At 67.6% G+C, this 13,064-nt stretch carries 11 protein-coding genes; 7 read left to right on the top strand and 4 right to left on the bottom strand.

Annotated elements, in window-relative coordinates; all coding sequences use genetic code 11:
* Positions 1-305: 305 nt before the first annotated feature.
* The gene (locus JYK18_RS04195) at positions 306-1,367 is read right to left on the bottom strand and encodes a hypothetical protein (protein WP_307795773.1); all 1,062 of its coding nucleotides are present in this window, start codon (positions 1,365-1,367) and stop codon (positions 306-308) included.
* 652 nt (positions 1,368-2,019) lie between these two features.
* Here JYK18_RS04195 and JYK18_RS04190 point away from each other — a divergent pair.
* Genes JYK18_RS04190 through JYK18_RS04180 form a run of 3 tightly spaced genes read left to right on the top strand, consistent with a single transcriptional unit; the run spans position 2,020 to position 3,953 of the window.
* Positions 2,020-3,219 carry a NucA/NucB deoxyribonuclease domain-containing protein gene (locus JYK18_RS04190; protein WP_206800849.1) on the top strand — a complete coding sequence of 400 codons (1,200 nt, stop codon included), beginning with the start codon at positions 2,020-2,022 and terminating at the stop codon, positions 3,217-3,219.
* On the top strand, positions 3,204-3,722 hold the full coding sequence (locus JYK18_RS04185; RefSeq protein WP_206800848.1) for a hypothetical protein: 519 nt from the start codon (positions 3,204-3,206) through the stop codon (positions 3,720-3,722). The genes JYK18_RS04190 and JYK18_RS04185 overlap by 16 nt, the downstream gene beginning before the upstream one ends.
* A gap of 42 nt (positions 3,723-3,764) precedes the next feature.
* Complete coding sequence (locus tag JYK18_RS04180) at positions 3,765-3,953, top strand: hypothetical protein (protein ID WP_206800847.1); 189 nt, start codon at positions 3,765-3,767, stop codon at positions 3,951-3,953.
* A gap of 277 nt (positions 3,954-4,230) precedes the next feature.
* On the opposite strand, the gene JYK18_RS04175 is transcribed toward JYK18_RS04180, so the two are convergent.
* Complete coding sequence (locus JYK18_RS04175) at positions 4,231-5,094, bottom strand: SdrD B-like domain-containing protein (protein ID WP_206800846.1); 864 nt, start codon at positions 5,092-5,094, stop codon at positions 4,231-4,233.
* 308 nt (positions 5,095-5,402) lie between these two features.
* Here JYK18_RS04175 and JYK18_RS04170 point away from each other — a divergent pair, with 308 nt between their 5' ends.
* Together JYK18_RS04170 and JYK18_RS04165 are read left to right on the top strand one after the other, a co-directional pair.
* On the top strand, positions 5,403-5,819 hold the full coding sequence (locus JYK18_RS04170; RefSeq protein WP_206800845.1) for a hypothetical protein: 417 nt from the start codon (positions 5,403-5,405) through the stop codon (positions 5,817-5,819).
* Positions 5,820-6,242: 423 nt separating this feature from the next.
* Entirely contained in the window at positions 6,243-7,013 is a 771-nt protein-coding gene (locus tag JYK18_RS04165; protein ID WP_206800844.1) for an amidohydrolase family protein, read from the top strand.
* A gap of 173 nt (positions 7,014-7,186) precedes the next feature.
* On the opposite strand, the gene JYK18_RS04160 is transcribed toward JYK18_RS04165, so the two are convergent.
* Entirely contained in the window at positions 7,187-7,741 is a 555-nt protein-coding gene (locus tag JYK18_RS04160) for a hypothetical protein (RefSeq protein WP_206800843.1), read from the bottom strand.
* A gap of 463 nt (positions 7,742-8,204) precedes the next feature.
* Between JYK18_RS04160 and JYK18_RS04155 the strand changes: the two genes are divergently transcribed.
* On the top strand, positions 8,205-8,441 hold the full coding sequence (locus tag JYK18_RS04155) for a hypothetical protein (protein WP_206800842.1): 237 nt from the start codon (positions 8,205-8,207) through the stop codon (positions 8,439-8,441).
* 351 nt (positions 8,442-8,792) lie between these two features.
* Here the strand turns inward: JYK18_RS04155 and JYK18_RS04150 are convergent, their stop codons facing one another.
* Positions 8,793-11,288: a BTAD domain-containing putative transcriptional regulator gene (locus tag JYK18_RS04150; RefSeq protein ID WP_206800841.1), complete on the bottom strand. Its 2,496-nt coding sequence runs from the start codon at positions 11,286-11,288 to the stop codon at positions 8,793-8,795.
* Between the two features lie 964 nt (positions 11,289-12,252).
* Here JYK18_RS04150 and JYK18_RS04145 point away from each other — a divergent pair.
* A complete protein-coding gene (locus JYK18_RS04145; protein ID WP_206800840.1) occupies positions 12,253-12,399 on the top strand; it encodes a hypothetical protein in 147 nt (48 codons plus the stop codon).
* The last annotated feature ends 665 nt before the right edge of the window (positions 12,400-13,064 follow it).

The following is a 13,064-nucleotide window of genomic DNA, read 5'->3' as shown; positions in this document are numbered from 1 at the left end:
CGCGACTCCGTCGTTGCGCACCTCGAGCACGAGGTCGTCGGCTTCGGCGCGCCGTCACCGACACCTCGGTGGCACCAGGCGCGTGCCAAGCCCAGAATATTCGTGCCATTTTCAGGGCATGGTTACCTCCACACCGCGATGCCAAGTCCTGACAACGGGCGATCCTTCCTGCACCGCCTCCGCCTCGACAGGCTCGCTGAGGCCTTCGCCCGGCACGCCGCCACCAGGCCGCATGAACCGAGCGTCAGTATCAGTGCCGGAGCACGCCACGACGCGGATAGAGTCGCTCGCCTGTTCCTGACGGTTCAGCGGGGCTTGCGTGCATGGGTGCAGGTTTCCCAGCGTGCGAGCAGGAACTGCAGCTTCTCCGCGTCCCAGACCCAGGCGTCGGCGTGAGCGCCGAGGTGGTGGAACTGGTCGATGGCGTCGTGCCAGCGTTGCATCCGGTAGAGCGCGTAGGCGAGCAAGCCGCGATCGTGGCGCTTCTGCAGGCCGTCGCCGCGGCCACCGTCCCCCTCGAGCCAGGCACTGGTAGCGGCGACCGCCTCGGCGGTGGCGCTGTGCTGCCAGACCGACGCGTCTTGGGCGGCGTGTTCGTAGGCCGCGATCAGGCGCAGCGGCGCCAGGGACGGGTGGGTGGCCGCAGCCTGCTCGGCGAAGTTGAACATGTGCTCGGTCGAGCCGGACCATTTCGCGCACCAGTACTGCAGTGCCTGGTCGTGGCCGTAACGGTGCAGCGGAGCGCGGCGCCGCAACTCGGCCCAGAGCGCACGGAATTCGTCGTGGTCGAGCGAGACGCCCCGTGCCATCGTGACCAGGCACCACCACGGGGTCGGATCGGCGGGCGCGGCCTCGCACGCCTCATGCGCGGCCATGCGTGCTTCGGTCAGCAGAGCGTGGAACCCGGCGAACTGCTCGGGCGAGGTGTCCTTGGCCCATCCTGCCCCGCGCGCCATCCACGCCTGGCGGATCAGCAGGCTGGCCCGAATGACCAGCAGGTCGGGATGCTCGGGATGGGCACTGGCCCAGCGGCGAATCCATGCCGGGCCTGTCTGGGCGGCCGCGCCGGCCACAGTTTCGACGTCCTCGGCGCGCCGGTTCCAATCGGTGCCGTGGCTCGCCAGCAGTTGTGCCACCGGTTCCCACTGCCCAGTATGGACCGCGCCCACCGCCGTGGCCAGTTCGGGGCGCATCCACGGCTGCTCGGTAACCAGCCGATCCGGCACCAAGCCGAAGACTTCGGGATCGACCCGCCGGTACAACGCGGCGGCAGCCTGCTCCGTGCTGAGCTCGTCGACTTGCACGCCGAGCCGTCTAGCCTCTTTCATCAGCCGATTCGTCTGCAGGAATTTGCGCGGCGACAGCACTTGAACTCCGTTCGCGGGGATTGTGACCCTGTATCGATGATCAAAAGCGGGACGTTTCAGCACGGCCCATGTGATGCCTGCCACATCGGCACCTCGCGGCGGGATGCGGTGAACGCTGGAACCTCGGCGATGCGGACGGGCTGAGATGGCGCGAGCGCGACACCGGACCCCTCGTTGACAGATGACCGTTCCGCGACGCCCGCTTCGCCAGCGCCGACTCTGCCTCTCGAGGGTGCTGCGCCGCGTGGTGGCGCTCATGCGGGTCTCGTCAGGCGCTGGCCTGAAATGCGGCCAGCAGGGCCAGTCGGAAAGGGCATGCCTTTATGGTGTCAGAGGGCCACCTTGCCGCCCTGTGGAAGAAATCTTAACTATAGTTATTGCGACAATCGAGTTCAGGGCGACGGTGGTGCCATATGGCACCACCGCGCTGGCCGAATGGCCACCTTCGCCGGAAGAGTGGATCACCCGTTTGGGGCTGTCGAAGAGGTCGGCTCTCGTGTGAACTGTTGTCAGTCGGGGAGGCTGTCGGACATTTCGTGTCAGGCGCCGAGATTCACGTATCGGAATGGTTGCATTTCGTAGGTCAGAGGGGAATAAATTAGTGCTGTCAAAATTCAAGCTGAGATCGTTTGCTGCCATTTCCGTGTCGGCAATGGCGATTTCATTGCTGTCGGGAACGCCGATTGCCTCTGCTGGACAGGACACGCTAACCCGCGCCAGCGTGTCGGATGAAGAATTCCTGCAAGTCGCCACCGAGTCATCCGCGGATCTGTGCTCGAACCCGTCACCGGAAGCGACTCGCTGCATCACGCTGAAACAGCCCGAAGTCGCCAGCGCCACGACTGCCTCCACCGCTGTACCACGGTCCCGGCTGTCGATGCCCCAGCCGGGCGAGATCAACGCGGCGGCCGAGCCGGACTGCGAAGGGTTCTGGCGCGCGAACTCCTGCGTCGACGTCACCTGGGGCTACATCGTCTACGAGGTCATCAACGGCGTGCCCGGCAGGCAGCTCGGCCATCAGGACCTGCGGTTCGCGGTCGGGGTCGCGTGGTCGTGGAACAGCCTGTCCTGGTCGCTACGCAGCGCGGTCAAGACGACCAATGCCAGTGGCACCGAACTGCCCGCCGGCGCCCGCGGCGTGATCAGCAACGGATGTGCCAAAGGCGGAGGCACCGTCTGTGACAGCGGAGGCGGCTCCTACACTGTCGACCTGCTCACCGGTGTCACCCACGAACAGAGCTGGGAACCGCGCACCGTCGGCGCTGTCGCCGGCACCACGCCGACCGTGCAGAGCCTGCTCGGATACGTGGGCCCGTGGATGGTGGTCCAGCCCCGCGGCGCACCGGGCTCGACCGTGTCGCTGAACGTCGCCGAGGTCGATGGCATCCACGGCCGCTGCGACAACAAGGTCCGCATCTACCCTGGCTGCGTCGCCGCGGAGAACCCGGCGGTCATCACCTACGACGCCATCGCTCTGCCGAAGGTCACCGAGGTCGCCCAGCACGTCTACGACGCCCAGGCCTCGCTGAGCCCCTACCACTGGGGCTGGTACGGCAAGGGATACCCCATGAAGCTCGGCGACGCCGCGACCGAAGCCGCGAACCGCGCGGTGGCCTGCCCCACCGGCGGTACGCCGCCCGGACTGAGCTGCGATGAGTTCCCCATCGCCCGGTCCGAAGAAGGCGCGGCGTCGGGCTATCCCTACTCGGTGCGGTACGTCTCCCCGGAAGCCAACTCGTCACAGGGCGGGCAAACGTCCGCCTATATCGGGTATTCTCGCATCCTGCTCGAAGAAGAATTCTGGCTGATCGCGTTTCTGCCCGATGGAAGGACTTCGTGGGATCCACGATAACTCTGCAGCCGGGGCGGCCCGAACAGATCGTGGTTCGGGCCGCCGACGGCCAGTACCGCCTCGAAACCGCGCCGATAGACCTCCAGGATCCGTGGCCACAAACGACTGACGGATTGACCACAGGCGAAGACGACTGGTTTGTCGTGCTGACCGGCCTGGAATGGGGGCCCTTGAACCTCACGGTGGAATACCTCGCCGACCCAGCAACAGCCCCCACAGACGAGTGGGAAGTCGTCAGTCAGCGAACCATCCACATCGTGAACTCCACACTGGTGCTACTAACCACCTCGCTCGATGTGCTGCACACCTTCACACTGCCCACATCCGGTTGGCACCAGACCCAGATCGCCGCGCGAGGACGCGCGAGCAGGCTCGCCGAGGGCCACAACCCTGGTGGACTCGAACGGCACCACCTGCAGCTCTGGCCCACCCCCGCACCGGCCGCACCAACCTTGCTCCGCGGCCCCGACGAGTACGGAAGAAACTTCCTCCCCGACTCGTGAGGAACGGCAGAGAACCGGCGCACACAGGCACAGCACGGCTGGATGCTCGGCGAGGGCGACACCGCCGGGGCGCTGGCGATCATCAACGGTCAGGCCGTCGAACTGCCACCGCATCCGCACCTGCGCGCGCTCCACGCGGTGTCGATCAGCAGTGACGGCACCACCTTCGGCGGCACCGCCTACGACCGGCCGCCGATGTCCGAGCGACCGGTCCAGTGGCGCTGCGCGTGACGGTTTCAGCCCGGCGGGCTGGGTGCTGATGCCCACGCCTTGCCCTGGAACGTCTTGGGCGACGAACCGACCACGCGGCAGAAGGTGGTGCTGAACGCTCTCGGAGCTGCAACCGGTCGCGGAGGTCGAAAGCGCGAAGATCGTCGACCGGTACAGCTGCTGGCGGGCATTGAGCCCGCCCCAGGCCCGCTCAGCCTTCCAGCTCTGATCGCCGCGTCCCGGCCGCCTGCTGCGCCAAGCTCGAATACGTCGAGCCAACACAGCGGTACCTCACGAGCTAGGGGTTGGGGACGGCGACCACGCCGAGGTCGAGCACGTGTCGTGCCCCGGCCTCGACGGTGAAAATCTGACTCGTGCCGTCGCGGTACCACGTGTTTTCGGTGGTGGGGACGAAGTCGGAGTCAGTGGTCTCGTCGCCCACGTTGGGCGTGGTGAACCGCCATGAGTCCTTGTACAGGCTTACGTGGGCCTGGAACCTCTTGGCAGCAAGCTCTTCCCAGTACTCGCCCTGGAAGGTGTTCGAGAAGCCGTCGAAGTCCTCGTCATCCAGCGCGCGGAAAGAGATGCCGATGCTGTCGACCGGGGGCTCGCCGGGCTCGCGGACGCCGTTGGCGTTCAGGTCATGCCAGATCCGGCCCTCGACCACGCCCTTACCGACGAACCTGATCGACTTCTCGGAGTGGTTGTCGGTGGTGTTCGACTCCGGCGAGGTGGTGCTCACAGAGGCGGTCGCGGTGACCGTGGTCCCGATCGGCGCGTCGTAGGGGACACCGGCGGAGAAGCGGAAATGGAACGGAGTCGCTCCTGGCTCCAGGGGGCCGACGTGTTCGCACGTCGCGGTACCCCCTTGGCTTTCACAATCCCATTCCGACGACGTCTCGGTCGAGCTGACCTGCAGCTGGGGCGGCAAAGTGATCGTGAACTGGACGTCGTTCGCAGGAGCCGTGCCCACGTTACGGACATGGGTGTACACCGAGGTCCAGCCGCCCGGCGGCAGGATGTTCCGCGGTGCGGAGACCTCTACGGCCACATCCGCCTCGGTCTCTTGTGCCGTCGCGGTTGCCGTCAGCGCGCTCGTCAGCGCGAGAGAAGTGACCAGCAGTACGCCCGCAACGCGGCGCGCGAGCACTCGAACTGTCATTGATGCCCCCCTGTGAGTTCGTGTTGCTGATGTTACGGGGTTCAGGACAACGGCGGGGCGCTGTTCTTCCGGAATTTCACCGCTGCGCACTGAGATGCTGTCGCCGTGCTGGCTGACCACAACCATCTGGCACAACGACGAGACCGGGGCTACTGCGAACCCACGCACGGTGCGGCTTCGCCTGCTTCGCTCACGAGTTCGCCGGACAGGCCCTCAGGACTGAGACTGCACCGCTACGGTGGTCATCGTGGCCGCCCGAAGTGCTGGCCCGCATGCTCACTGGGAGGAACTTCAGGATGCGTCGACAGGTGATCAGAGTGCTCGCCCTTGTGCTGGCAGGGATGGTCGGAACTGCCGTGCCCGCCGGGTCGGCGCAGGCGGCCGACCGTGCGACCCACTACGTGACCCACGACCTCACTCCTCAGCCGTGGGAGGAGTATCCCGGAATCTGCGTACCGGCCAAGGAGATCAGCCTCGCCAAAAATCGTTATGACTGGGGCGTTTGGTTCGCGGGAAGTCAGTGGGGCGCCAAAGAGATCGATCTCGACGCGGACACCTACTACTGGGGGCTGTGTATCGAGCCCCGCGATGGCGACTACCTGATCCTCACCTCGCTCGACCCGAAGCGACCGGGGGCGCCGACCGCTCACTTCAAGGCTCCGGCCGGCATGGCTGACGGTCCGATCCGACCTGTGACCTGGGGTTCTTTCCTCGATCCACGCTGACGCCCGCCGGTTTCTCCCGCGGATCGCCGCAGGCGAAACCGGCCTCGCGTGGTGGAGCCGCCTTCCGTGAAGGCGGTCTGGCACACGCCGGGCGCCGGAACCTTGAAGCCCCACTCGGCGAGGCTGCCACCAGGGCCACCACGTAGTGCGTGCTGATCGGTGGCGGCGGGAGTCGGTTGTCCGGCCGAGGACGACTGCGGTGAGGGTGAATACCGCACGCAGGAACATTCGCAGAGCTCCGGCCAGTGCGACTCGACGCCAGCGCGGTCGCCTGCAACGGCGGCGACGCCCACGCCGGCGCGCACGGGAGCAACCTGATAAGTGCCATCGCCCGACGGTGGAACCCAGGAGCGGGGCGCTCCCGCTTCACCTCGTCAGCCTGCCCGCGCGCGTAGCGCCCTCAGCAGCGGGTACCACGATGCGATGTACTCCGACGACCTCCTCCAGCCTTGGCTCGACGTCCTGCTCTGGGAATTCTCCGGGCTGGAACTGTTCGACATCCACACCCACCTCGGTCTTCACGACCCGAGCGGGTTCCACGCGGATGTCACCGACCTGCAGGAGTCGCTAGCGCGGGTACGCGGACGAGCGGCCGTGTTCTCGCTGGCGGAACCCCGTGGCTATCGCGCGGCCAACGACTCGGTGATCGAAGCAGCGCAGCGCCACACCAACTTGGCGCCATTCTGCCGGGTCTTCCCGCACGACGACCCGCTACGAGAGGTCGAGCGCTGCGTGGACCGCGGTGCCGCGGGGATCAAGCTCCACCCGGCCAGCGACGAGTTCTCCATCGACGACGAGCGATTGAACGCCGTGTTCGAGCTGGCGGAAGAGCAACGCCTGCCCGTGCTGCTGCACGCAGGCCCGGAAATCACTCCGCTGGGCGACAGCGTCACCGGCCTGTTCGAGCGGCGGCCGGACCTACGGCTCATCCTCGCGCACGCCGGTCTCAGTGATCTGTCCTGGCTTTCCGAGCGCGCCACCGACCTGCCCAACTTGTTCTTCGACACGTCGTGGTGGAGCACCACCGACCTGCTGCTCCTGATCGCCGGCGTGCCACCGGGCAACGTACTCTTCGCCAGCGACCTGCCCTATGCGACACCGGTCTGGGCAGCGCGCTGTGCCGTTATACGCGGGCTTGAACTCCGAGCAGATCACGTCCGTTATGGGCGGGGCTTCGACCGCCAGCTCAACTGACGCCGGAAGTTGCGCGCTCTGCATGTCCCGATGGAGACACAGACGCCACGCCGCACTAGCCCATGAAACAATTTAGGTGAGGGCCGTCGCCCTTATAGCCCGTTTGATTCTCCGGTGTCTCGTTGCGAGCGCACCGGCTCCTCTGGACCAGCGACGCAACTGAGCTGGGCGCGTTAATCGGGAATCCGGGGTAACATTGGCTCGATCGCGCTTGCCACCTGCTGAACGAAGTCGCATGCCTGGTCGGTAGTGCCGACGGATAGGGCTACGCCGATGTTGGCTCGTGCAGTTGCCGAGACTTCCAGGTGTATCGCGCAATCTCCGGTTGTTCCGGGTGTGGCTTCGCGGTTCAGCAGTGCGCGGCGGTCGTTGACGGTGCCCGCGAAGTGCTGCGACTGGTCGCCGCGGACCGCGTCGATCCCCTGTACGGCGTCGAGGTTGAGCAGGGCGGTGCCGAACTTCGGTTTATCCGAGATACAGCCTCGTGGCCCGCCTGCGGTCTCCTTCCGCGCAGGTGGGAACCCGTGTGGGCCCAAGCCGGAGTTCAGCACGTCGCACTCGACAACACCGGCGAACACCGCCCAGGGATCCGTGTCTGCCTGCGAGGTCTCTGCGGGTGCTGATGGTGGGCTTGTCTGGCCCTTCACCACGGTCGAGCACCCCGCGGCCGCAACAACAATGACGAGCACCGTAGTGGGCATTGCGATGAGCCGGTATTTCGTGCGCATTTGCTCCCCCTTCAGCGGCAGCATCCTAACTTGCCAGGATGTGTTCCGCTCGTGTGCGTACCTCGGTGACGTCGGTAAGTCTCGGGAGTGTCGCAGTTGTTGCCGTGGCTGGCCCAGAACGGCCAGCGGTCGCGGTCATAGGAGTTGCCGGTGTTTCTACAGCCACGGTCAGTGCTAGTAGTTGGTTGGCGACATCGTCGGCGTTGACTGTGTCCGGCGACTCGTGCAGACACCACCACCACGTACCCGCCGCGATCGCCAGCACCAAAGCTGCGGCCAGCCACTGTTGCCCTCGCGCGCCGCGCCGCCGACCCAGTTCGCTCACGGCCACCATGCCGCCTCCACCGCTTCGCCCATTGACGGTGAGCATCGCTGATGGTCGAGGCGACCGAGTGCAGCGCCGCGCCACGGGTAGCCAGCCGGTTGCCCGACGGTGCGGGGGAGGGCGCGTACCGTGTGGCCTGTGAAAAAGGGGTACGTCTCCGGCGGAGCGCCGTGTGGCACGCAGGTGGACGAGTCGTGGGCTCAGGCGATGAACCGAGCGATCGGCGCCCCCGGCGCCGCTGCGGTCGACGTAACACGGTCTTGCGTCGAGGTCTCGGCTCGCTTGCGCGCCGCCGCCGGCGTGTTTGAAGGCCGGGATGATCCGCTCGCGGTGGAGTTGCTCGATGTCTTCGACGGGGCACGGGACTTCCTGTGACGCTGGTCGGAGGCGGTCTTGCTCGCCGAGCCTGGGGACGTGGTCGGCAATGCCGTGGCCGATATTCGGCTCAATGACTACCGGCCAATCCGACCGTATGCGGTCCGGCTGGGAGAGCACATCGAGCACTACGAGCGACGTATCGCGGCCAGGGACGCAGCAGGTTGATGGTTGATACTGCGTCGTGAGGTGCAGCTTGCCTCGCGCGTGGACGATGGACAGCCTGCCGCTCGCGGTTGAGCGTGAACACGCCGAGTGACGGTTTGAGTTGCCCGACTGCGACCGGGTCCGCGCTCGCAACTTTCGTGGTAGTCAAAATCGCGGAGATGATCACGCGATCGTGCGAGGAGGTCAGGCCTCTCTTTGCTGTTCCGCGTGGTGCAGCGAGGGGGCGGGGGCGGGGTTGGTGCGGATCTGGTGTCGGAGTCGGGTGGCGTCGCGGTTGCGGTCGTCTGCTTCGTACAGGGTGAGTGCGTGGTGCCAGGCGTGGTGTGCGGCGTGGTGGTCGCCGTGGCGGCTGAAGATTTCGGTGAGTCCGCGGTGGGTGTGTGCTTGGGCGAGCAGGTCGTTGTCGTGCTCGGCGTGGTTCAAAGCCAATTCGAGGTGGTGCAGTGCGCGGGCGTGGTCGCCGACGCGGCCGTAGGCGTCGCCGAGGAACCGGTGCGCGGCCATGACCAGGCCGGGGTCGCCGATGTGCTGGGCGGCGGTGATGGCGAGTTGCCAGCAGTGGATGCGGTCCTGGTTGAGGCCGCGGTGGCATTGGTAGGTGCTCGGCAGCCACGCCAGGTGCACCACGAGGTGGTGCCAGCCGCGGGTGGCGGCGAGTTGCTGTGTGGCGAGCAGCGTGAGGCGTTCGGTGTCGAACCAGGTCAGCGCTTGGGTGGGAGTGTCGAAGGGAGTCGGTGTGGTGGTCGGGGGAGGGGCCAGCGTGCCGCGGTCGCGGGGGGCGTGGGCGGTCATCACGCGGTCGGCGTGGTCCGCGGTGCGGACGTAGTAGTCGGCGAGCCGCCGCAGTGCCGCGTTAAGGCTGTCGGCGGGCAGATCCGCAGTGGCGCGCTGGGCTGCGTAGAGGCGGGTCAGGTCGTGCATGAGGTAGCGGCCGGGCCGGTGCTGCACGAGCAGGGACGCGGCTTCCAGGTGCAGCAGGACCGGATTGAGCTGGGGGAGTGCGGAGTCTGTCAGGGACGCCGCGGCGTCCCGGTTGAGGTCGGGTCCTGGTGCGTGCGCGAGCAGCCCCAGCGTCTGCGCCACGGTTGCTGGCAGGGCGTGGTAGGACCACGATAGGGCTGCGGCCACGCTCGTGTGGTCGTCTCCGGCGTTCAGGCGATCCAGTCGCGTGGCCGCGTCGCGCAGTTCGCAGGCCAGGTCGGCGAGTGTGAACCCGGGCCGCTGCGCGGCTCGAGCGGCGACCACGCGTAGCGCTAACGGCAGACCCGCGCACCATCGTGTGATCGCGGCGACCGCTGCGGGGTCGGCCGAGGTGCGGTCGTCGCCGAGTTGCCGGGACAGCAGCACGGTGGCGTCGTGCTCGTCGAAGGCCTCGAGCATCAGCAGGCGGGCACCGGCCTGGACGGCGAGTGCTGGAAGGTGGTTGCGGCTGGTGACCAGCACCAGGCACGAGGCGCTGCCGGGAAGTAGCGGCAGTACCTGCGCGGCGTCGCGGGCATTGTCCAGCAGGAGCAGAATCCGGCGGTCTGTCAGCAGGGTGCGACACAGCGCGTGGAGGGCGTCGAACTCGGCGGGCAGCGTGGCGGGGTCGGCGCCGAGTGCGACGCAACAGCTACGAACAGCGTCGTCGGACGAGATGGGGGAGCCGCTGGGGTCGAAGCCTCGCAGGTTCACATACAGCTGCCCGTCGGGGAAGTCGGTGAGGTGCTGATGTGCCCAGTGCAGTGCCACCGAGGTTTTCCCGATGCCGCCCGGTCCGCTGAGCACTGCCAGCGCCACGGTGCGCTCGCGGCGGGCGCGCTCGAGCAGTTCGTCCAGCTGGCGCAGGGCGTGGTGGCGGCCGACGAACCCGGGCGGGGAGCCAGGCAGCTGGCGAGCAACCGTCGGGGGCCTTGAGGCCGCGGGTGGGGTGCCGCGCAGGTGCAGTGCGGGGTCCTGCCGCAAGATTTGTTCGTGCAGGGCCCGCAGCTCGGGGCTGGGATCGGTGCCGAGTTCGTCCCGAAGTGTCGTGACTGCGTCGTGGTAGGCGGTGAGCGCTTCCGCGGCGCGACCGCACCGGTAGAGGGCGAGCATCGAGAGGCCCAGTAGCCGCTCGCGCAGCGGGTGTTGCCGGCTCAGCGCGTGCAGGTCGGTGACCACGGCATCGTGGCGACCGCGTCGCAGCTCCAGATCGAAGCTGAACTCGACCGTCGCCAGGTGGCGTTCGGTCAGCCCCGGCACGATCTCCTGCTGGATCAGGTCGCTGGGCACGTCGGCCAAGGGCGTTCCCCGCCACAACCGCAACGCCTGCCGTAGCAGATCGTCGGCGGTCGCCAGTGCTCCCGCGGTGGCTTCGGCGCGCGCACGGCCTTCCAGCGCTTGGAACCGGTGCAGGTCGACGGCCTGCACCGGCGTCGCCAGGCGGTAGCCGTTCGGCGTGGTGAGTATCGGGCTCGTACCGGAATCGTCGGTCAAGGCGCGTCGCAACCGCAGGGCGTAGTTCTTGACCGTGTTCCGCGCACTCGGTGGGGGCGTCTCACCCCACAGGTAGTTCATCAGCCGGCCCGCGGACACGGTGTCGCGCCCGGCCATGACCAAAGCCGTGAGCAGCACCCGCTGCTTGGCCGCCGGAATCGGCACCGAGGTGCCGGCATGCCGAACTCGCAATGGCCCCAGCACACCGAATTCCCACTCCTGCACACCGTCTCCCCTCAGCGGACACACCCGGAGCCCGGCCGCGTTCGAACGTCGCACAGCGACACCAATCGTGTCCAGAGACCGCGGAGCGACCGCCGGGCGACCACGACGTCCGTGCCACGACCCACCGTTTCCCCGGGCCTGCTCCGCCGCCGACGGCCGGCGAGCCGGAGCAGGACTCGACGTCTCGGCCCGGATCCGAGGGGGGCCGGGCCGAGACAGCCAAACCGGATAAGGAAGCACATGGGCATGGGCAGGGACCTGTCGATGTATCGCCGCCTGCTGCGTGACGACACCAGCACGACGGCGTCGCCGAGCCCACCGCCACCTGCGATAGCGTCCGACAACAGGCGCAGCAATGCGGAGACCGAGCCCGGCGCCACCCACCAGGATGCTGACCGCCGGCGCAGCGCTGACAGCCAACCCGGCCACCGCACAACCCGGGAACCGGGAACGAACGGAAACTGGAGGCCGATGGCCACACTGGTGCCGATTGAGGGGCCGGTCCTGACGTGGATGCGCAGTGACGCCCGCGGGACCCCCCGCTCGCGCGGGGACGACATCCTGCTGGTGGCCGACGAGCTGGGCGTGCTGGGACCACCCCGTTCGCGCGGGGACGACTTGAGGAGTGAGCGACAGATCAACCTGCGCCAGGGGCCCCCGCTCGCGCGGGGACGACAAGCGCAGGTTCGGTGGTTCCGCGGCCACCCGGGGGACCACCCCCCGCTCGTGCGGAGACGACTCACGACGGATGGTGAGCGTGGTGATCGCGACGGGACCACCCCCGCTCGCGCGGGGACCACGCGCCGACCTGGGCCCACGTGGTGCCGCCCCACGGACCACCCCCGCTCGCGCGGGGACCACGTCGTGGGCGCGGTGGCGTTCGTGTTCGGCGCGGGACCACCCCCGCTCGCGCGGGGACCACACTTCATGACCTGCGACGATACAAGCCGAAACGATGTTATAGGTGGCCAGCTTGACGCCGTGGCTGGGTATGCCGGAGCTGCCGGTGATCGAGGTCCTTTGTGGTGGGCCCGGGTTCGGCTGGTCGGCCAAGACCGGCGCGATCCAGCGGTGGATCGGCGACCGCCCGCTCGTGTGGATCGATGATTAATTCGTCGGTGGCAAGGGGCCGGGCTGGGCCGAGGACCGGCGCGACGATGCCGGCATCCCGGCCCTGCTCATTGAGTCGCATCCGGGCCGCGGGCTGGAGCACACACACATCTCGAGAACATCGTGTCCTGGCTCGGCACCGGGGTCGTCCCCGCTTCTGGAGCGAGCACATCGAGATGACCGGCGCGGGTCAGGGGGCTGTGCCCGGTATCGGCGTCCCTCCTCCGCTAGAGCGGCACGCAGAAGTCGCGTCCCGCCTTCATGCCGGAGGATCCCCATTCCCTGGGGAACGGGGTGTCTCCTGCGACGTTGGCGATGGGGCTTAGTCGTTCGGTCGATGGTGGCGGCTGAGTGCGGGGGGCATCGTGTCGTCTGGGTTGGTGGCGGCGGTTGCGAGGTAGAGGTCGAATTCGAGGTGGGCTGGGGTGGCGGTGGTGGCCAGTGTGCGGGCACTTGAGCCGCTTACGCAGTTCGCGCTGCTCGTCCTTGCGCGTCGGATCGGATCATTGCCACAAGCAGTCTGGAGCGGGCGGCGCCAATCCGGAGCTTGCGCCGTAGCGTGTCCGCGGAGATCGGTCGACGAGAAGGCGATCGCGCACGCACTGGCCAATCTCGGAATCGGCCCGCTGGCGAAGTACTTCCGCGACGGCGGCGTGCTGGCCACGC

Source organism: Amycolatopsis sp. 195334CR, assembly GCF_017309385.1.
Lineage (GTDB): Bacteria > Actinomycetota > Actinomycetes > Mycobacteriales > Pseudonocardiaceae > Amycolatopsis.
Note: the sequence above shows the minus strand (reverse complement) of the source record. Positions and strands in the feature narration are given on the sequence as shown.